Raw genomic sequence first — 21,549 nt, forward strand, 5'->3', positions numbered from 1 at the left:
CGGCGAGCCAGGCCGAGCCTGACATAGAAAGCAAACTCGGAAACTTTGCGGGGGCTGGTTTCCTTTTGAGTGAGCAAGGATAGACGACTTATGAAACGCACCCAGAACTTCATGAAAACCAAGCAGCCGCGCCGCGGTGCCTTGCTACTGGTGGTTCTCAGCATTCTGGTCCTCTTCGCGCTGGTCGGACTGACCTTCGTCGTGTCGGCGTTGGCCTTCAACACCGGCGCCCAGGCCAACCTGGAAAGCAACCGCCAATCTGGCGAGGCTCCTAACGAAGCCGATGCCGTGATGATGCAATTGCTGCGTGGCCCCCGCCCCGGCACGGCCAGTTCGATTCTGTCGCACGAGATCCTCCGTGATATGTGGGGCAATCAGTCAGTGGTCATCAGCGGTACGGCCGCCCAGATTGACATCGATCGCCCCAAGGATTCCTCTTCCAACGACATCACTCAGTTTTGGGAGATTGAAGTTGACGAAAACGTCGTGCCTTCCAATCTCTTCCGCATTGAACAGTACTACACCGGCTCGGTCCTGACATTCACCTCTGGTGAGTTGAAGGGGCAGTCGCATCGCATTCTGCATTACCGCATGAAGTTCCAGACGGACATGATGGGGACCGTGACCCAGGACGGGGTGGTCTTTGTCATCGACCAGGATCCAATCGTACCCCGCGAAAACCTGGTCGACTCGAATGGTGATGGCGGCATCGCCCCCGTCGATGGCGACGGCTTCGTCGTGAACGACCCTCCATTCAACGGTACCGGCCTGGGCTTTGACCCAACCGCCCCAACTGGTAGCAACAAGCGTACGCTTAGCCTTCTCAGTGGCAGCGACCCGGTCGCGCTGCTCCCCAATATCCTGTACAACTTCCCCGATGGCCGAGCAGGCGCCGTTTCAATTGAGGCTGGTGGGGCGGACGAACCGTACGATGCCCCAGACGTCCAGAATATGTTTTTGGCCTATGTCGACGGTGGCCGCACCACGGTCACGGCCGACATTTTGCCCTCGTTCCATCGCCCTGATCTGGTTCGTTATTGGTTCCGGCAGTACATCGCCGCGAACTCCATGACCGTGGGGATGTTTGACGATCCGGACGCGTTCATGCAAAACCCGGATCTCGACACAAGCAGTTGGATGAGCGCACCAACCCAGGCCCAGCGTGATGCCGCCTGGGCGTTCCGCCGTAAGTTCACGCTTCGCCCCAGCAAGACCGACCATCCAAATTTCACCGGCAGCAACGCGAACTATGACATTCTGGGTACAGCCTCAAACGCCCGCTGGGACATCGACAACGACCTGGACGGCATTGCCGACAGTATTTGGATCGACGTCGGTCTGCCTCTGAAAACTGATCGTCAAGGTCGCCGCTACCGGCCGCTGGCCGCCATCATGGTGAAAGACCTGGACGGGCTGATCAATGTGAACACGCACGGATTCTACTCGCAGTTCGCATCGTTCGAGGGTACGTTCCCACCATCGGGCACGCCCACCGACGCGACGACATTACTGCAAGCGTCTTCCGGCATGACCAATAAGCACAATCAGTTCTCTCCCTCGTGGGATCTCGACTCGATGGGAATGGCCTACGAGCCCAAAGACATGCAACTTGCCCTGGGCAGCGGCTATGGTCCTGCTGAAGTGAGTTTGCGTCAGATCTTCACGGCTCAAAACGCGTTCGACTTGATGGATGCGCGCTACAAAGGCCAAACGAGCTTCACCTCGACCACCGGTACGCCAGGCCAAGACGCGACGGACGACGTGCGTAGCCGCATGGACAACGTTGGGCTGGCCGACGCATTCAACACGACGACCAACAACCGGTTCGGCACTCCGCCTGATCGCCTGGGGCTGGGGCGGATGTACATCGACTACGCTGGGCGACCCCGTTTCCAACCGCGTGTCGACGGTAGCGCACTGACCTCGCAGCCCACGCCAGGCAGCTTTGGCCAACGAACGGATGACCCGTACGAATTCGACCCGATCCACGGTTATCGCTACGACACGCCGTTCACCTACCAGGAACTGGAACGCGTTCTGCGCTATGAAGAATACGACTCAAGCACAGTCGCGCAGTCGGACGACCGCTTGATGGACCTGGCCCAGCTGTCACTAACCCAAAACTCGACGACACCAACGTCTACCGTTGAGGCACAAACTCGTCGCCGATTGATCACCACGGCCAGCTTCCAGGTACCCACGGCCAACCGTGTCGACATTCCTTTCGACTTACGGGATGAAGCCAACAACATGTCCGGCACGCCGCAGAACATGATGTTTGATGGCAAGAGCTACTTGTCTCGTCGCCCTGCTCCAACCCTGGTTACGCTGCTGCAGGAACGTTTGCGTCAAGACAACAGTTGGGACCCAACAACGGCAGCAGACAAAAAGTTGTTCAAGGAAAAGATCTACCAACTGCTTCCGCCTGAGATCTTCCGGGGTGAACCGTTCGATTTGAATCGACTGCTGGAAGCCCCCGCGGATGGCAACGGCACCGACGACATCTTCGAACTGCAGCGAGTCGCCGACATTACCTTCCAGACGAAGTACGGCACCTCGGCCGCAAACTCACCGAATTCACAGTTTGTGAACTGGCTGAACGGAACGACCGGCGTCGGGTGCAAGTCCCCCACCCTGCCGACTCCGATCAACGCAACCAACCCGACTTCGTATAGTGCGTCGCGTCAGTTGATGGCTCGTTACCTTTACGTGATGGTTCTGCTGCTGATGGAACCGGACTACCACTTGCCAACCATCGACCCCAGTCTGACGGATACCCAGAAACGAGAGTTGACTCAACGCCGTATTGCCCAGTGGGCAATCAACGTGGTTGACTTCCGTGATCGCGATGCGGTGATGACTCCATTTGAATACGACCTCAATCCATTCAAGGATGATGACGGCACGAACGATGATCCGTGGAACGTCGATGGCAATTTGTCGACGACGGAAGACGTTGCGTTCCGCCGTGTTGTTTGGGGAGCCGAAGCTCCGGAACTGGTGCTTTCGGAAACGCTCGCCTTCCACGATCGCCGCACGAAGGACACGGCCTGGGACGATAGCGCTCGCTCGGAAAAGACGCGTAAGTCCAGCATGATGATGGAAGATCCTGACCTGGACCAGTACCGTATCCCGCAAGGCTCGCTCTTCATCGAGTTGTATAATCCCCGCAACCTGACCACAAACAACAATTACCTTCCGCCTGAACTTTATGACAGCAGCGGGCTTAAGCTCGATGCCAAGACGCCTGGCGGTGATCCTGTTTGGCGGATCGTCATCACCAATGATGAGTTGGATACTTCTCCGGCGGCTCGCACCAATATCCTTGACGAGATCGCCTCGCGTCCCGACACGATCAATTTTCAGCCTCGTACTTTGATCACCGATACGACCGACCCCGCATACTTTGCCATGTTGGATGGAGATGGCACGCCAGACGAGAACTACGATATCGAACGAATCATCTGGTTCTGCAATCCTACGACCGCTCCGGCAACCACCATCGCCGAACCGACCAAGACGTTCTACTATCGTGGCAGTAGTTCGTTGCGAATCGCGCCTGATGGTTACTCGATCATCGGTCCGCGTAAGACGACCTACCTGGGATCGAAGCCTTTCCAAGGCAACGGAACGGATCCGGCGAATCAGTGGGTGAACGAACCGGGTTCGCAGTCGATCGTTCTCTCGGGTAACACCGAGGGCATCTACACGTTCAACAATACCCAGTCCCCCAGCGGACTACGCCGGGCTAGTGACACCGACTTCGCCGTAACGGCTGCCCTGCCGACCAGCTATGCCAATGCCTACGATCCCGATGGTCTCCCCACTGGGATTGGGCTCAGCGTCACAGAACCGCTACCGGACACTAGTTACTACCCTGAGCCCACCGTTGAGAACCTGGCTCCGAATTTGGTGATCTACGACCTGTACACCGATGGCGACGACCCTTTGGCCGCTCCTACGGTGACGTGCCCGGACACCCCGTTCGATTCGGACGGTGGACGTGGTTACCCACTTAGCCTAAGTGCAGCACTCCACGATACAGGTACTCACCCCGACAAGAGCGACAAGGGAGACACCGCGGTCATCAAGGATTACAAGACCGCCATTTTGCAGCGGCTGGCCAACCCTTTGTCCAACCACAATGCCGCGTTGAATCCCTACATCACGGTCGATCACCTCGGCATCGACATCACCGTCTTCAACGGCGAGGACAGTTACCAGATCCATTCCGCCACCTACGCCGGCGCCCCAAACCAAGATGACTGGGATCCCGATGAATCTGGAGATACGGATGGCGACCATGCCCGTGGCTCCAATGACGTCTATTTCGCTAGCCGCGAAAAGGGACGTCGAGATGACAATAACCATGCCAATAACCCACCCATCGCCGAACTGGAAGGTTCATCGGCCACACCGAGCTATTCCAGCGGAAACTACCTGGGAACGCTTAAGCGGATTAAGCAGATCACCGGTACGCTCGCCACAGATCTTTCCAATATGATCCAGGAATACAACCAGACGCCTCCCATTCACCCAGCTCCGGTCGATACGACGCTAGTCGCTGGTGCCCCTGCTACCGACGAACACTTTGGCCGTAAGCTGGTGCATACCATGGGGTATGTCAATCACAACCTGGGTGCTCAGATCAAGTCGGCGATTGCAGTGAACTCCGCCTATCAGTACAGCCCCCTTCCATTGGAAAGTGGCCGCCAGCCTAATCCATACACAGTGGGTACCGCATTCGACTGCGAAAATAACCCGCTGTCTTACCTCAACTGGCCCAACGCACCTTATGTCAGCAAATACGATCTGATGATGGTGCCAACCAGTTCGCCCCAACGGTTGCTGTTCGAGTATTCGGGCGCTCGCAAGAACGATACGAATACCGCAGATACACCTTTCCACTTCGATTCTGGCTCAACCAACGGCGACAATCTTGCCGTTCAACTGGCACCGTACGCGTACCTGTTCAATTTCTTCCACGGCACCAAAACCGATGGACTGAATCCAGCAACGCCTCCGGCCAACGACGACAAGGCGATGCAACTGGTTCGTCTGTTCGACTTCGTACACGTCCCTTCGCGGTTCAACGGCACCAACAAGTGGTTTGACATCACGCAGTTTAATCCTACTTCCGGTGATCTTCGCAACCTTAGCACGAAGACCGAGGATGCTCGGTTGGGGTACATGTTCCCCTTCAACCGCCAATCCGAATTCCGCGAGCCAGGCAAGATCAACCTGAATACGATTCCATCCCAAGCGGTCTACGATTCGATCTTCGATCCGACCTTCTGGCAAAGCACGGACTTCAATTTTGCAACCTGGGATGAGTTCAAGCAGAGCCGCCGCGGTTACACGGGTAGTTATGATACATCCTACCCGTCTGGCTTCTCGAATCCTTTCCGACCTGCTGCCGCGGCCGAAATGATGCCGGTGCTGCATGGTGGGGATAAGAAGCTACTCGTTCCGCCAGAAGAAGCCGGTCTTCTTCGCTCGGTCGATCGAAATGCCTCGTCCCAAGCAGATCGAACACCGCTGTTCGATCTGCGCTTGGCAGATGGCAGCCTCGGCAACGACAAGATGCGGCACTACCGCACCGACGACAACCCAATGCTTCGCTACCAGGCCTATCAGCGTCTTGGCAACATTGCTGGTACCCAGTCAAACGTCTTTGCCGTCTGGATCACAATTGGCTACTTCGAGGTCGAACCGGTCGCGGTCAGCCCGACACACCCAGATGGCTGGCGTCTGGCCGAGGAACTTGGGAATGACACCGGCGAAATCAATCGTCACCGTGCATTCTACATCATCGACCGCTCGATCCCGGTCGGTTATGTCCCGGGCGAGGACTTGAACGTCGAAGATACGATCATGCTGAAGCGATTCATCGAGTAAGCGATCGGCACTTTGGCCCTTCTCCTGCCTAAAGGAGCGGGGCTTAATCTGAACACCACGCGAAGGCGACCGGTCATGACGACTAGTCGCCTTTTTCATTTCGGTTAAAATCACCGGTTTGGATCCCACGTCTAGCAGGCACGTTCCCGTCGAAAGTGCCTCGAAAAGCGAATCTTTTGCCAAATCAAGCGAGAGTTCATGGAAGCCGGAATCGTCGGGCTGCCGAATGTCGGTAAATCGACCCTATTCAACGCGTTAACTGCTGCGGGCATCGCCAGCGAAAATTACCCTTTCTGTACGATCGAACCGAACGTGGGGATTGTATCTGTCCCAGATCCTCGCTTGGATGTGATTCAGAGCTTCATCAAGACCCAGAAGGTGATTCCCGCCATTTTGCGCCTAGTCGATATCGCTGGCATCGTGCGGGGCGCTTCCGAAGGGGAAGGCCTGGGCAATAAGTTCCTGTCCCATATCCGTGAGGTCGACGCCATCATACATGTCGTCCGCTGTTTTCAAGAGCCCAACGTTATCCACGTGGACGGAAGTGTCGACCCGATTCGCGACATCGAAACAATCGATACCGAGTTGATGCTGGCCGACCTGCAAACGGTGGAATCGGCTCGTGACAAGGCCGCCCGAACGGCCCGTTCCGGTGATAAGGACGCCAAGGCCAAGGTCGAGATTCTAAATCAATGCCAGACCCTGCTCGCCGAAGGTAAGCCTCTGCGTTCGGCGGATTGGCACGATCCTGAAATGTTCAATATCGTGCGTAACTACGGGCTGCTGACTGCCAAAAGCGTTCTTTATCTGGCCAATGTTGACGAAGACAACCTGACCGGCGAAGGAGAAGTGGTCGATCGAGTTCGTGCACGGGCCGCGGCCGAAGGGGGAGAAGTGGTCCCCGTATGTGCCAAGATCGAGTCGGAACTGAGCGAACTGGACGACTACGATCGAAAAGAGATGCTCGAAAGCGTTGGCCTGGACGAACCAGCTTTAGCGGTTGTCGCCCGGGCAGCCTACAAGCTTCTTGGCCTGCAAAGTTATTTCACCGCCGGTGAGAAAGAAGTTCGAGCCTGGACGATTCCAATTGGAGCGACGGCACCGCAAGCTGCCGGCGTGATTCACTCTGACTTCGAACGGGGCTTCATACGGGCAGAATGCTATTCGCTAGAAGATCTGGAAACGTACAAGAGTGAAAAGGCGATTCGCGAAGCTGGTAAGCTGCGCGTCGAAGGCAAGAGCTACGTCATGAAGGATGGGGACATCGTTCACTTCCTGTTTAACGTTTAATCTTTCGCATGGCGAGCGTCTGCTGCTCGATCAGCAGCAGATGTTCGCTGATGGCGTCTTGCTGAGCTGGCGCCAGATCTTTGCTGCCGTAGCGGATCTGATAGTACCAATCGGTAAGATCGGACAGCGGGGAAAGCATCTCACTGGCAATCCCACGAGTCTTGCAATCGGCGATAACCGATGTAATAAACTCGCGCGGCGTATCTGATTCTTTCCGCTGCCACCCAGCTTTAGAAAGTAGCTTCTCAACCTTGAAATAGAAGCCCGTGCGGTGCGACTTACTTGGGAACCACCGCAAGAACAAGCGTTTGATGCTCGTCCAATAGCGTCGGAAGAGGGTCCGTATCAGCTCGAAGATCACCACTAACAAGAGCAATACTAGCATCGTAAAGATCGATGCAAATCCGCTAAACCATTCATCACTCATGTGAATGCCCATCGAGGCCAGGCTGTCGCGGAAAAACTTAGACCACTGCTCGCGGCTGACCCAGCCTTCAAATGGCTTGACCAGGTTATCGGTCAGGGGTTTATAGATGTCCTTCTCTTGGCGCTCGCTATTCATGCCCACCACATAGTCACGCCAGGCCAGTTCGACGTAGTCAAACCAATCTAGGAAGGTGTCGAAGATGGTACCACTATCCTTTCTGTTCGGTGAAGGACGTGACGCAGGCGTAGGATCCAGCCGCAGCCAGGCCCCATTGGGGTAATCTTCTTTGGAAATCCCAACAGGAAGATTGTCGGGACTAAGAAAACACTCGACCCACGCATGCGCGTGCTTCTGCTTGACGGCGTAGTAACCGCCGACCGAGTTGAACTCGCCCCCTTTGTAGCCCACGACAACCCGAGCAGGAATCTTCTGCGTTCGCAGCATGATGGCCAAGGCACTCGCAAAGAACTCGCAGTGCCCTGTTCGGTGATTCACCACGAAGTCTTCGATGGGATCCAAACGGGTGTTCTTCATATGCACAGGTACATGCAACGAATAGGTATAGTTGCCGTCCAGCACGAAGTGGCGCTCCATACGCTGGGCAATTGCGAATTGGGTTGGCTTTTCGTCCCCATTAACGGGAATATCGGCTACCAATTCGTCGGCCGTCTCCGTCAAACCATGAAACAGCGTATCGGCAAACTCCTTATCGAGCGGTACCTGCGTCAAATCGTTTTGAACGTAGTGATGGAACTGGCGATCTCTGAGTGGATGACGGCAAGGGATTAGGTCGGCATCCGCACCAAAGGGATTCCAGGGAACCAGCATTTCGTATTGATCCGGCTGCCGAACCTGGGCCTGCGCGTCGGTTGCCATCGAGACGATACCGAGCGTTTGATTGTCCACGATGTCGCGAGCCGTGTTCAGTGACGAATAAGCTGGATAAATACTGAACAGCAGCACGCCTTCGTTGGTTCGATCGAAATGAATCGATTGATTCGTAGCTATTTGCTGACGAACCAGGTTCGTCTTTAACGGCGGAGGCTTCAGTTCGCTAACCTGATAGTTCTTCAGGTTGCCTACAATCCACGTCTTGCTATTAGGAAAGTAAGTGCTGAGAGACGTTCCGCGGAAGTAAGGCTCGTATTCCGTGTCAATAATTGTTCCGGTGTTTAAATCCGACAGTCTAACCCGCATCACGAATCGATCGCTTTGAAGGATATGCCCCATATCGTTCAGCGAGATCTGGTCTTTAAATCCCGTCGTGGCTCCAAATTCACCACCGAAAGACTGTGACAATTGCCCCTGATCAAATCGCGGGAAGCAATAGAACAACACAACCGTAGCACAAAGCGTGAAGAAGCCCATTTTCAAAACTTGGGCAAACATCTTACCGCTCGAGAAGACAGAAGCCAGGTTGCCCGGCAGTTGTCCTGATAGCGAAATCACCGGCGCGGAAACAACCGTGGAGTCATTCGACTCGACCGGCTTCTTGGCCATAAAGGAAAACAACGGGCGATTCTCGACGGCATCGTGAGCCGCTTTGAGTTCTGGATCAACGCGCAGCGTCTCGCGATAAACAAAGAACAGACAAAGCGTCGTGAGCGCGGTGAACATATAGGGAATCAGCATCAGGCCGAACGTAACCCCAAAGTCAAGCGCAGCAGCCACCACCACTTGCAGCAGGCTTAAGACCGCTAAATGCCAGTAGACGCGGGTCGTTTTCGGCTGGAACAGCAAAACGACTTGCAGGTAAATGAGCAGCTTCGCGATCGCAACCAGCTTGGAACTCCCATCGTCCCAAAAGTCGAAAAAAGAAAACACCACTGCGATCAGCGCCGCGAAGTTCGCCAGATTTCGATTCAGCGTAATCCATCCCTTGATATCGGTCAGGTAAACCGACAGGAATGCACCGATGGTCGCCAAGAGAGGCAGCGCGGAGTTACCGCCTTGTCCGAATGCGAGAAAGAGAGAACCAAGGGCTGCCAACAAGGCAACGCTAATTTGGAGAAGCCGCTCTACTTTCATGACAAGCTCTCCGTTTTCCTGGTGTTTCGCGGGGTTGGCATGTGAAAGAACATGGCATCGTCTCCCCGTCCCGCCGAGACCGTTTTCACTCGTCCGAGTTCACTACGCAGCTTTGCGTCGTTCCAGACAGGGGCAAAGACTTCCGTATCTGACAAATCGGTCTTACGTGTGGTAAGAAGAATCACGCGTGACCCTGGCCGAGAAGTTCGTAAACAGTTGGCCATCGTCGACCCGATGTCATGCTCGTCAGTAGGTACCAGAACAGCCAAATCATGCATCGCTTGAACGACGAATGCCTGCGAGACGTTCCCGACGATGCTCTCGGTCGACTCACCGCAACTGATCAGCTGTAGTTGGCATCCCCCGACGACGGCCAACTCGCGAACCGCCGTAGCAGCCATGCTGATAATGCGTTCGGCACGATCTTTGTCTTCGTCGGTTGGCGTTTCGGGTAGCCACGCATCAACGATCAACACGAAGTCCTGCTGGTTCTGCTTCTCGAATTGCCGGACGACCAGTTCTCCCTGCTTGGCGCTGCTACGCCAATGGATCCACTGTTTGGGGTCTCCGTTTCGCCATTCTCGCAGGCCGTAAAAGTCCCCCTCCAGCAAACCATGCTGACGACGTGACGAGGCGAAGCCGGACTTCTCCTGCTGGATCATCCTTCGCCAGGCCGGCGTCATCTGTCCTAGACGGGGCATGACGACGATGGTGGTAACCAGCGTGTCCAAGCGCGTGCTCCGCATCAGCCCCAGCGGAAATGCGGTCGTTGCCGAAAGGGGCCCCAGTTGGTACTTACCCCGTTTGCGAATGACCGCTTTGTACGAGATGGCCGCTTCGTCCTTGTTGCCGATCTTGGCAAAGAAGACGTCTACTTCCTGAGCAGGCTCCGGGTCGTACCCTTCGACTTGCATAAGCTTGTCTTCGATAACAACCGCGTACGTGGCATGACGCCCCCCATTCTTCGCGGTAAGTTCGACGAAAAATGGGTCGTCACACGAAAGCAGCGAAGGAACCCGTCGCGAGAACTTCAAGTTGCGCAGACTGCTTGTAACAACCCATAAATTGAACAGCAAAGGGCCCAACAACATGCAGGCCAAGATCATCAGCAACTGGATGTTGCTACGGACGATCGCCCCGGCCAGAATGAAGATGAATACCAGAAAATAGTATGTTCCTTCTTGCGTAATGGAGACACCACGCAAGCGAAACCATGAGAACATCCTCGAACCGGCTTCCGACATAAGCCTGCTGCTTAGTCCTTTCAGTGTGGATGCGATCGACCGCGAGAATCAACGGCCCGAACATCCTTACACAGGTATCGAAATCTCTTCCACAATCCGGCCGACCATCGATTCGACCGCTTCTCGCTGCCCGGCATGGAGAAATCCTTTTGGGATCACCCGGTGAGCAAGCACCGATACGGCAAGATGCTTCACGTCGTCTGGAACGACGTATTCGCGACCGTCTAACAACGCATGGCTCTGGGCAGCCCGAAACAGACTGAGACCGGCTCGGGTACTTGCCCCAACCTCCAGGTCATCACTGGTTCGAGTACCGTCAATGATGTCCAACAAGTATTCGCTGATGGTCTCACTGACTTCGATCTTTCGCACCGAATCCTGCAGTTGTGCGATCTGATCACACGTCACCACCGGCGATAGCTCTTCCACGGGTTCGCCAATACGGTGCGATTCCAAAATCGTGCGTTCGGCGGCACGGTCGGGGTAGCCCATCGAGATCCGCATCAAGAAACGATCCAACTGGCTTTCGGGAAGCGGATAGGTACCCTCGAACTCGAACGGGTTTTGCGTGGCGATCACCATAAAGGGGCGTGGCAGGTTGTGGGTATCGCCATCAATCGAAACCTGGCGATCACTCATCGCTTCCAGCAAAGCACTTTGCGTTCGTGGAGACGAACGATTGATTTCATCCGCAATCACGATGTTCGAGAATATCGGCCCCGAGTGGAATACGAACTCGTTCGTCTTCGAGTTGAAAATATTCGAGCCGACGATATCGCTCGGCAAGAGATCGGGTGTGAATTGTAATCGGCAGAAATGGCCGGATACGCTACGGGCAAGCGCCTTACCAACCAAGGTCTTGCCAACGCCCGGAACGTCCTCAAGCAGGATGTGCTCGCCCGCGAGTAGAGCCACGAGACATTTCCGCACGACCTCGGGTTTCCCTACCACAACCTGATTGATATTCGCTTCCAACTCGGATACGAGACTTAAGAGCTCGGCTGGCATTCAACATCCCTTGAGCGTGCGGATCTTCACTAATCATTCATCGGTGTCGCTTCGTGGTGGGCGAACCCGACGAACGCTGACGAGGTGTCCAATGGGTTCGACACGTCACCATTCGTCTGAGCTGCCTCATTATAGCGAATCAATGTGGAAAAGTAGTGTTCCGAGATTCGTTTCAGAACGAGAGTCTCCGAAAAGATTCTCATGATTGACCGCATTACCGTTTGTAACCCCGCAAAGTTTCAAGTGTTACTACCGCACGCAAAATCAGTTGTCGCCGACCCGCAGATTGCCCCATCGATGTTGCCGCCGCGAAACAACGTTGATTTTCGGAAACATTCTCTATGGTTTTGACTTACAAGCAGCCGTGCATCCTAAACCGCCTATCGACAGAGACTTAGGATTTTTTCAGCGGACATTCCATGGCATCCCCCCAGGTGTGGCACCTGCGTTGCAGGTCATTTCCCCAGGGCCATTGCTGCTGCTTCATCCGGGGAAAGAGCTATGTCAGAAGTGATCGAAATCAACGAAATCGAAGAGCTGCAAGGCTACGCTTGCTTCTGGAACCGGTTGCACGCCAAGACCCCCAACGCGACATTCTTTCAAACCCTGCCCTGGTTGGAAACTTACTGGAAGTTTTTTGGTCACGGAAAGAACTTGCGGGTATTACTGGTTCAGGTCGACTGTGAGATCAAAGGAATCGTACCACTTATCGAACAAATCGAGCGGACCAAGGCAGGTCCCGTACGGATCCTCACCTACCCGCTGGATGGCTGGGGCCCTTTCTACGGTCCCATCGGCAGTGATCAAACCGCCACACTCTATGCGGCTATGCAGTACTTACAAGCAACGCCACGCACTTGGGATCTGCTCGACCTCCGCTATGTTGACCCAACCGTCGACCGCGGTCGGATTTTTAATACGATGCGATGTCATGGGATGACACCCAAGGTGTTGCCGTGGAATCCTTCGTACGCGATCGAGCTTCCCGATGACTTTGAGAAGTTCGTTTCAACGCGCAGTTCCAAGTTTCGCGCGGTGATTCGTCGAACTCTTCGAAAAGCAAACGAAGCGGGCGTGACCAGTGATCGTTACCGGCCAATGGTCTGTCCAACGGAAAACGCGGAACCCAATCTCGACCTGTATGACGAGTGTGTGTTACTCGCGCGACGAACGTGGCAAGCGTGTAGCACTACCGGAACGACCATCTCACATCCCGAAGCTGCAGACTATTTTCGCGACTGCTTTATTCAGGCCTCGCGACTGGGGATGATCGACATGATGACGCTTCGCCAGAAAGATCGCATGATTGCGTTTAGCTACAACTTTCATCATCTGGGCAACATCCTGGGCATGCGAATGGGGTACGAGTTGGATAGCAAGCAACTTAGCCCCGGAACCGTGATGATGTCGCACCAGATTCGCGACTCGATCGAGCGAGGAGACAGGATCATCGATCTTGGTCCCGAACACTACGAAATCAAATCACGCTGGATCAATCGTACGCTCGAATCGCAGCGGATTTGCCACTACGCCCGGCTCTCACTTTCCGCCAACGTGTTGCGGATGGGGCACTGGTGGAAGTATCACCGCGGTGCGGCGTGACGCTACGGCATCTCTTTCTTCGGGTTGATGCCGGTATCGATCAGCATCATATCGGCCCAAAAGTAAGGATGATCAAGCGTCTGGGGGATGGATACTCCGCTTCCTTTCAGGCGCGGTTCCTTTTTCGGATCGAGCGATAACTTTCGGACGTCCTCCATCGTCTCCTGCCAAGCCGTGCTTGCAGGCATCTCGGCGATGCGGCTGGCAATCCCTTCTACCGTTGCCACGCTGGCTGATCCAGCCGAATGCCAGCGACTGAGGACAACCGTTTCCGAACCGGTCGCCATGAGTCCCAGTGCCGTCAGGAAGACATCGTTGCCGGTCGTGTTCCCCTTCAATGCGTCCTCAGCACCGGTGTGAAATCCAGGGAGGTAAATCACTTCCGGTCCCCCCAAAGGAGATCGCAGCCACGCGGCTAACTCGCTGCCGGGCTTGCTTCGATCGGCTTGCGCCGGCGACCAGTTCCAGACGTCGCCTCGATTGGCGTCTTCACTGTCATCGATCACAACCAGCTGATCCCAGACCTTGGCCAACAGGCTCGAAGGCCCAACCGGGGGGCGGTCAATCTTATCCGGAGCGACGAAGACATCCTTTAATTGATCGAACTGCTCGATCGTAATTTCGGAGTCATCCGAGTTAAACAAACGTCCCACAACGATTGCCGTGTTTTGCGGACGCGGACGGGCATCCTTTTGCGGAACCGCCAGGCTGGCCGTCGGCGCATACCGAATCGGAATTACCTCTGAGACCGGGACCGTATGCCCTGCCCCGAGACCGTCATCGGTGTGAAGAGCTTCGAAGGGAACGTACCACAACACATCGTCCGGCACGATTACCAACTCGGAATAAGTATTCCAAAAGCCTGGCTTGAGTGTCGGAATGAACCGCTTGAGTAGTTCGGCTGACGTCGTCTTCCACTGGGTCTCAGCCAGATCCTTTGCTTGAACCGGTGCGTCACGTTTTACCAAACCAATCTGCTTCAGCAGGTCTCCGATCTGCCCTTTAATCTCGCGAGGGTTATCGAGCGTCCAGTGGACATAGTCTTTCTTGGTAAACAAAAACGCGTGGACGCTGCGTGTCGTCGAGAAGAACGTCAGCACGAGTTGCGTATCTTCCAACTTCTCGCGGATTTCGGCGGTCGACTTCAAAGGGGGAAAGAGAAACTGGCTTGGCGTCCGTCTCAGTGCGATGGCCGCCAAAAGCACTTCGTAACCATCAGAAACGTTCTGCAATTTCTCGACCAGATCTCGTTGTTTTACAAACGTTTCTTTGTCGTCTGGCTGCAAGTCGACTTGCAGCAGTTCTCCTTTGAGTCGTTTAGCTTCGTCTTGAAACGTCTTCAGTTCAGGATGTTTTGCCAACAAATCCTGCCGCTGCAATTTCCCCTTGGTATCGAGCGTGGCGTCAGGCGATTCAAGCACCCAGCGCAGCGCTAGTAAACGCCCCCCCAGGGGCAGCGTGGCAAAAAAACGCATACGTCGGATACGATCGGCAAGCTCTAGAGCCAGTTCCGGCTGTTTACGCATGATGGCCGTGTTGAACCAATTCTCCATTGCCGTCGGGTTAGGAGTCAGCAGGACGGTAAGTGTTTCAAATGGCTCCGAAATCCAATCGGCGTCAGTTGGCTCGCGCAGGAGTTCATCGTAGAGGAGCTGGGCCGAACGCTCGGTGATGGTATTCGACACGAACAACTGATTGGTCATTTCGGTCTGATAGACGCGAGTCGAAGCGGATCGGTTGGCAGCGACCGCGGAAGCAAAGTTGCTGGTACCCGCCGAAGCGTTCCCTCCCTGAAAAGCCAAGAGAGCCGATAGGTACCCATAACGGATGCCAACTCGCCCTTTGCTCATCGAGCGGCGGTTCATCGCTCGTCTGGCGTCTTCCAACGCACCGCTGGCAGCGGGAAGATTTCCCATGTACGAATTGGCCTCGGCCAGTGCCAGATTCAGCTTGGCCCGTAACGCGTCAAGCTTGCGAAGCTCGTTCCAATTCGCCATCGCCAGCAAGCCCTGCGGCATCTGACCTGCCTTGGTGATCATGCTGACCTTCGCCAGCCCATCGAGGGCATCTTCGACCTGCTGATACTGCTGAAACGCCGCCGCCGAGTAAGATGCTTCCAAGAAGTAAGTCTGCGCGGCCGCGAAGTCTTGCTGTTCGAGAGCGATTCTTCCTAGTTGCAAGAGAGCCAACGAAGTCAGAGCGTGATCGTATTGGCCGGCAGTCGTAAGACTTCGCTGGAGAGTCTGGACTGCTTCATCCGTCTTGCCTGCCGCCGCCAATGCCAAGCCGTGCTGAACATCAACCCAGGCCCCGGTCCAATGGTTCGGCGGGGCAGGACGACGCTGCAAGATGCCAACCAGGTTTCCGGTCAGCCCGTCATATTTGCTGATCGGGCCCATGATCTCTTGTCGGCGGTAAATCGCCAAGGCAATGCATCGCGCGATCTCGCCGGCGCGAACAGGCATGATCCGACCGGCAGAAAGAACGCCGCCACCGCGAACGGCAGCCTGGTTTTGGGCATCGGTCTGCCCCTGGAATGTCGGAAGCGAGTCGGGGTAATTTCCGATCAGCGTATTTCGCCCCGACTTTCCCCAAGTCACATTAGCGCGAAGGTCATTACTGACAGGACCGATGGGTTGTAAGCTCTCCGGATTGATACGCAGCATCCAGTTGGAATGCTGAACGAATAAAAGTAGCGCCGTGTTGTAGTTCTCGAGTGCCTGGGCATTATTTCCCATCTGGAAGTGGCATTCGCCGAGCATGGTGGCGTAACAGATCGAGTCAATCCAACGCCCCTCCGTAGAGCGAACCCCCGCACGCCCGGCAGCGTTGAAGATTTCCCCTGCCCCTTGGTAGTCTCCCTGATAGAAAGGGATGAACCCCGCGTAATAGGCATCGTTGGGGACGACCGAACTTCCCCTATTTTGAGCCCAGCCCGGCGTGGGCGTCACGAGACCAGCACTGATAGCGAGGATAAGCGCGAGGAATATGCGGCTGCTAGCCAATGACATCGGCAAGCTCCTTGGGATTAGCGTCAACGGTGGTGATAACGCCATTCTACCCCCCACATGCAAACGTTTCACAGAAAAAGACACAAACGTTAGGCACCTAACCATCAAAATGAATGCCCACACGAACCCCATCCGGGGTGATCGGGCTATCCCAGCGGTGTCAATTTGCACCGAATAAACCGATTTGGATGCTTGTACGGGTTTTTCCATTTTTTGGTGCAAAGTTTCGCCCACGAAGGGTCGATACCGAATGTAACGACTTTACGCATCACATGCGTTGTTCATTCACGCGACCCTTTCAGCCCGCGGCGAAATTTGGATGTGGTTCAGGACGAACCTGTCGCCGACCTGGTGGAGACTTCCAAGGATGGAAACCAAACGCACCTGGATTCAGACCACGTTGTACTCCGGTCTCGGATGTCTAGCTCTGCTGGCCGGTACTGGTTGCCAAGTGGATGTCGGTGGACAGACACTTCCCAGCCCTTATTACATGAGCGACGACGTTCAGTACTATTCCGAAGGACCGGAATTCAAACTGCAACGTGAATCGGACGCCATGGAAGCCTACAAGGCGGAACAAGCGGCCCTCGAAGGCAACTACTAAGTCGCTTTCACGACAGAGCAAACAACACGGAGCACCGCGTTGCATTCACCCGGCAGCGCGGTGTTTTGCTGCGCGCCCGGCTGAATCGAATTCAGTCACCCGATCATGACTGGGCAACTGACCACTAAATCTCTTTCCACTGCAAATAGTCACGTGCCCGTTCCATCAAGCAGTAGGCACAAACGACGTTATCCCAGCTGTGCTCTTTCCCCAGGATGTTCGCGGCGTTGACCTGTTCGACCTTTTGTCGCTGATCGTAGGCCAGGCTGAAACCAATGGAACCAGCGGCCTCATCCCCCTTGCGTTGGCTAGCCATCCGGTAAAAACGCAGGATTTTGTCCGCACTATTGAATGCACTGTACATGCGATCGATCACGTCAAGCGCCTGGCCGTTACGTCCGGTCGGGTAGATCGCGGAATACGTTACGCCAGCGGAAAACATGGCCACGCGATAACCATGCACATTGGTTTCATGCTCGGGAAGCACTCGACCGCGAAGCGATCCGCCTGCCATTAAATGACACGCTCCCATGGCCACGCGCGAGCCCAAGCTGAACGCCGATATCGAGACCTGTTCTTCGGTTGGTATGGTCATGAGATACGATGCCAGGTAATAGGCATCGTCGTCCGCTCGAACGGCATGTTGTCTAACTGTTTGCAGCGGTTTAGGTTCTTCCTGCGTCGGCCACGACCACATGACGTGGCGGATTTTCTGATCCATCGAAAGGTTCCGCGTCACTTCGTGGTACATCTCCCACCCGCGACGTTCGGCCCAATAGCTGCTCATCCAGTTACCATGGACGTAAATGCTGGTTAGTCCGCCAGGAGATGACGATTGCGTGAAGGTCTCCCAGTCGATCGAAACCCAGCCTTCCCCAGGCAGGTACTGCGAGACCTGAATTTTCTCGACTGGCAATTCCCACCCACAGCCTCCCGGCAGACAGCGAGTCGAGACTAGAAAGATCTCGTCGCCTGGGCGTGGTGTCTTGCACGCATAGCCGCACGGATAACCGTCAATCGACTGACGAAACCCAGCCGATTCGGCAAAGAGGTTTGCGCAGAAAACCGACGACAACACGATGGCGAACAAACCAAAACGAATTGAGCAGGCAGGCAAAGCGTAAGCGTTCATCAAAGTTGCTGGCTTGGGGGGAGTTTGGCGGTCACGCAATCCATCGCACCAACTCTACCATCTAAAAAGTGCGATGTGATGATTTTTTTCAACATTCAATGTTGCAGGAATTTCTCATGTTGAAGTTGCACATCGTTATTTATGGGGTAGTGTTTGGCAGCCAAATCTGTGCTTAGTTCATTTCCCCAGTCGCAACGTTCCCATGAGGAGAACTCCCATGAAGCGCTTTACGCTACTACTGACGTGCGTGGCATTACTTGCCGCGACCGCCGGTTGCCGCTGCGGGGGTAATTTTTTCGGCGGTCGATCGAGCAACGATGGTTGCTGCGGACCGGTTGAAACAGTCGGCCCTGCAGTAACCACCTACGATCCTGCCATCTCGTACGACGGTTCGTACGGCGACGGCTCATCCGTGATCGTATCCCCGGAAACCGTTTTGCCGGCCCCTGCCCGCTAAGCGGATCACCTTGACCTAACATCAAGGGACACACGGTCAATTGGCCCCTTCAGTGTTGAGATCAACTCAATGCTGAGGGGGCTTTTTTGTTGGCTAAACCTCTCTTCGGACCATTCATGGCCTAAGCCCCGGCTTATCTACACCAGTCCGCGCAACCAGTACGACTATCAAAACAGTTGCCGTACTTAGAACACCCCGGCAATCTACCAACTCTCAAGAATCGCTGCCCCAGATTACCCCGCCACGCACGGTCTGACTAAGATAGAGTAGAGAGCGGTGGGAGAAGGAGTGCTTGCCCGACGGTTCTTATGGAGGAGACGAACCCCCTTTCGATCTTCCAACCTCGCTTGTGTTTCATGCTCCGATCTACCATTGCCCTGCTCTTTTTATACGTCCTTTGTCCCCAAGTGGCATGGGCTCAGTTCGAGAACGTCCAGCCGGACGAAGCTAAGTCTGCCACGGTTCTGGGAACGTCAAAAACGACGAAATACCAAGTCGGCGTGAAAATCGCAGCGGTCGGCGGCCCCTGTGGCGGGCTCACGGCGACCATCCCCGTACCAGCCGATTGGCCAGAACAATCGGTACGCCTGGCCGACGAACAGATTTCGCCAGAGATTGGCAACGTGGGCTACCGCCTGGTGGAAGGAACCGTGAAAGAAATGATGATTACGGTTCCTCGCATCAATCCCGGACAAACAGCCGTCGCCGTCATTACCGTCGAGGTCGAACGACGCTCGGCGGCACCACCGGAGGACACGTCCGGCCTGACGATTCCCAAGCGCCTTCCGCTGGCCATGCGACGCTACCTCGGATCGAGCCCTTACATCGAGTCACGCCACGGTGAGATCCGCCGCCAGGCCAACGAGATCATTGAAGACATCGATTCCGATTGGGAAAAGGTCGAAGCGATTTACGACTGGGTTCGCGAGAACATTACCTTCACCTCAATGAAACCAACCAACGCCGTCACTGCCCTGCGCGAAAAGAAAGGGGACTTCGAAGACGTCACCGGCGTGTTCATTGCCCTCTGTCGTGCCGCGGACATCCCTGCTCGAACGGTGTGGATCCCCAGTTCCAGCTACGCTGAGTTCTACCTGGAAGACGCAGAAGGAGAAGGTCACTGGTATCCTTGCCGCGTCGCCGGCGACCGGGCATTCGGCGAAATGCCGGATCATCCAGTGATTCTGCAAAAGGGAGACAACTTCCGCGTCCCCGGTCGCAAGGATCCCGTTCGATTTGTCAATGAGAAACTAAGTGGCAAAGCCATCCGTGGCGGTGGCAAACCGAAGGTCGAATTCGTCCGCGAGGTGCTCGGTGGCTAAGAATCTCTCTTACTCACTGGTGATCTTGTTGGCGATCTGTACTAATGCAATCGCCCAGTTCGGCCCGGTTGAAACCCCTGCCGCGCAGCTTGCCGATGGCGATACGTTTGAGACCGGGTTCACCTTACAAGTCTCTGGACAGGCACTGGGAGTCACGGCCACGTTTCCCGTTCCTACGAATTGGGAAGACCAACAGGCCGAACTGGTGCATCAAGAGCTTCACCCCAACGGGGCGAACTTGCGGTTCGTCAATCTGGACGGCACGCGTCAGGCACGCGTCGATATTCCGCGCCTGTCCGGCGGCGATACCGCCAAGGTACTGCTTCGGTTTCGAGTTGCCCGAAAAGCCATCACCCCACCAAGTGAACCGCAACAATTGACGCTTCCCGCGACCAAAGATCTGGATCGCGATCAACGCAAATACTTGCTACCCAGCCCGTTTGTCGAAAGCCGCGACGCGAAGATCACAGGCGTTGCCAACTCACTGGCGCTACCCGATGCCACCCCCTGGGAGCAAGTGAAAGCTTATTACGACTTTGTGCACCAAAACGTGACTTACGAGAACGGCCCCATGAAGGGAGCCGTCGCTGCACTGGATGAAGGTCGTGGAGACTGTGAAGAAATGACGACCTTGTTCGTCGCCCTCTGTCGTGCTGGTGAAGTTCCCGCGAGAACGGTTTGGGTGCCTGGTCATTGCTACCCTGAATTCCTGACCAAGACCGACGACGGAACCGATCGCTGGGTGGCCGTCGAAATGACCGGTAACTGGCCATTCGGGCAATCGCCTGAGAAGCGACCGATCCTGCAAAAGGGAGACAACTTCCGCATACCAGGAAGTCGAAAACCGCAGCATTACGTCAAGCAAGAACTTGCCATTCGCGACTACAAGGGGTCAACGCCCCCGGTAGTCACTTGGTTACCCACGCCCGGGAAAGACCCCCCCCAGGCAAATTAGGCTTACTTTTTCTTAAGCGCGGTGAGAATCTCTTCCCCCAACGCACGATCTGGTTTGGTCCCTTCCAGGATTGCCGTGATTTTGCCTTCTTCGTCCAGGACGTATGCATCGAAGCCTTCGGTACTGTAGGCACCGGTCTTTTCGGCTTCCAGATCCAGCGCGAATGGCATGGTCGCCTTGGTGCGCTCGCGAATCTTCTTAAGGCCGTCCGAACCCGTCGCTTCTTCTCGCCAGATGATCAGCAGTTCGGCACCGGCATCTTTAATGGCGTCATAATTCTTCTGCAAGTCGACCACTTGCTTCATGCAGAACGGACACCAGTTGGCACGATTAAACGTGATCACCAGCTTCTTTCCTTTGAAGTCCGTCAGGTTGATCGTGTCGGCCCCTTCTCCACTCAGGGAGAACTCAGGAGCCTTATCCCCGACTTTCAACTCGTCAGCCATGATCGGCGATGCCAAGACTGCAATGGCAAGAACGCTGAGGCTAGTAATAATCCATTTGGCAAACATGGAAGACTCTCCTGTGTTTGAGGAAGTGGAAGGGTAAGTTCCATTATAGAGTTACACCC

Annotated in this window: 13 protein-coding genes; 7 read left to right on the forward strand and 6 right to left on the reverse strand. The window is 55.3% G+C overall.

What is annotated here, in order from left to right; translation table 11 throughout:
* Positions 1–90: 90 nt before the first annotated feature.
* Both Pan97_RS16725 and ychF read left to right on the forward strand, forming a co-directional pair.
* A complete protein-coding gene (locus Pan97_RS16725; RefSeq protein ID WP_144974489.1) occupies positions 91–5,898 on the forward strand; it encodes a hypothetical protein in 5,808 nt (1,935 codons plus the stop codon).
* Positions 5,899–6,096: 198 nt separating this feature from the next.
* Positions 6,097–7,188, forward strand: coding sequence for a redox-regulated ATPase YchF (gene ychF, locus Pan97_RS16730; RefSeq protein ID WP_144974491.1), 1,092 nt, complete (start codon positions 6,097–6,099; stop codon positions 7,186–7,188).
* On the opposite strand, the gene Pan97_RS16735 is transcribed toward ychF, so the two are convergent.
* From Pan97_RS16735 to Pan97_RS16745, 3 genes are all read right to left on the reverse strand, one after another.
* Positions 7,178–9,643, reverse strand: a complete 2,466-nt coding sequence (locus tag Pan97_RS16735; RefSeq protein WP_144974493.1) for a transglutaminase TgpA family protein — start codon at positions 9,641–9,643, stop codon at positions 7,178–7,180. The two genes, ychF and Pan97_RS16735, sit on opposite strands and share 11 nt — an antisense overlap.
* A complete protein-coding gene (locus Pan97_RS16740) occupies positions 9,640–10,887 on the reverse strand; it encodes a DUF58 domain-containing protein (RefSeq protein WP_144974495.1) in 1,248 nt (415 codons plus the stop codon). The genes Pan97_RS16735 and Pan97_RS16740 overlap by 4 nt, the downstream gene beginning before the upstream one ends.
* Before the next feature lie 66 nt (positions 10,888–10,953).
* Positions 10,954–11,895: an AAA family ATPase gene (locus Pan97_RS16745; protein WP_144974497.1), complete on the reverse strand. Its 942-nt coding sequence runs from the start codon at positions 11,893–11,895 to the stop codon at positions 10,954–10,956.
* Positions 11,896–12,396: 501 nt separating this feature from the next.
* Here Pan97_RS16745 and Pan97_RS16750 point away from each other — a divergent pair.
* Positions 12,397–13,497, forward strand: coding sequence for a GNAT family N-acetyltransferase (locus tag Pan97_RS16750; protein WP_144974498.1), 1,101 nt, complete (start codon positions 12,397–12,399; stop codon positions 13,495–13,497).
* A gap of 2 nt (positions 13,498–13,499) precedes the next feature.
* On the opposite strand, the gene Pan97_RS16755 is transcribed toward Pan97_RS16750, so the two are convergent.
* On the reverse strand, positions 13,500–16,508 hold the full coding sequence (locus Pan97_RS16755) for a CHAT domain-containing protein (RefSeq protein WP_144974500.1): 3,009 nt from the start codon (positions 16,506–16,508) through the stop codon (positions 13,500–13,502).
* Between the two features lie 367 nt (positions 16,509–16,875).
* Here Pan97_RS16755 and Pan97_RS16760 point away from each other — a divergent pair, with 367 nt between their 5' ends.
* A complete protein-coding gene (locus tag Pan97_RS16760; RefSeq protein ID WP_144974502.1) occupies positions 16,876–17,112 on the forward strand; it encodes a hypothetical protein in 237 nt (78 codons plus the stop codon).
* 124 nt (positions 17,113–17,236) lie between these two features.
* On the opposite strand, the gene Pan97_RS16765 is transcribed toward Pan97_RS16760, so the two are convergent.
* A complete protein-coding gene (locus tag Pan97_RS16765; protein WP_144974504.1) occupies positions 17,237–18,244 on the reverse strand; it encodes a hypothetical protein in 1,008 nt (335 codons plus the stop codon).
* 217 nt (positions 18,245–18,461) lie between these two features.
* Between Pan97_RS16765 and Pan97_RS16770 the strand changes: the two genes are divergently transcribed.
* The 3 genes from Pan97_RS16770 to Pan97_RS16780 all read left to right on the forward strand — a co-directional run bounded on the left by Pan97_RS16770 (position 18,462) and on the right by Pan97_RS16780 (position 20,978).
* A complete protein-coding gene (locus tag Pan97_RS16770; RefSeq protein WP_144974506.1) occupies positions 18,462–18,701 on the forward strand; it encodes a hypothetical protein in 240 nt (79 codons plus the stop codon).
* 356 nt (positions 18,702–19,057) lie between these two features.
* Entirely contained in the window at positions 19,058–20,023 is a 966-nt protein-coding gene (locus tag Pan97_RS16775) for a transglutaminase-like domain-containing protein (protein WP_165698809.1), read from the forward strand.
* Positions 20,016–20,978 (forward strand): transglutaminase-like domain-containing protein, encoded by a 963-nt coding sequence (locus Pan97_RS16780; protein WP_165698810.1) that lies wholly within the window; start codon positions 20,016–20,018, stop codon positions 20,976–20,978. The genes Pan97_RS16775 and Pan97_RS16780 overlap by 8 nt, the downstream gene beginning before the upstream one ends.
* Before the next feature lie 2 nt (positions 20,979–20,980).
* Here the strand turns inward: Pan97_RS16780 and Pan97_RS16785 are convergent, their stop codons facing one another.
* Positions 20,981–21,490 (reverse strand): peroxiredoxin family protein, encoded by a 510-nt coding sequence (locus tag Pan97_RS16785; RefSeq protein ID WP_144974512.1) that lies wholly within the window; start codon positions 21,488–21,490, stop codon positions 20,981–20,983.
* Between the last annotated feature and the right edge of the window lie 59 nt (positions 21,491–21,549).

Origin of the sequence: Bremerella volcania (genome assembly GCF_007748115.1) — a bacterium.
GTDB classification, from domain to species: Bacteria; Planctomycetota; Planctomycetia; order Pirellulales; family Pirellulaceae; genus Bremerella; species Bremerella volcania.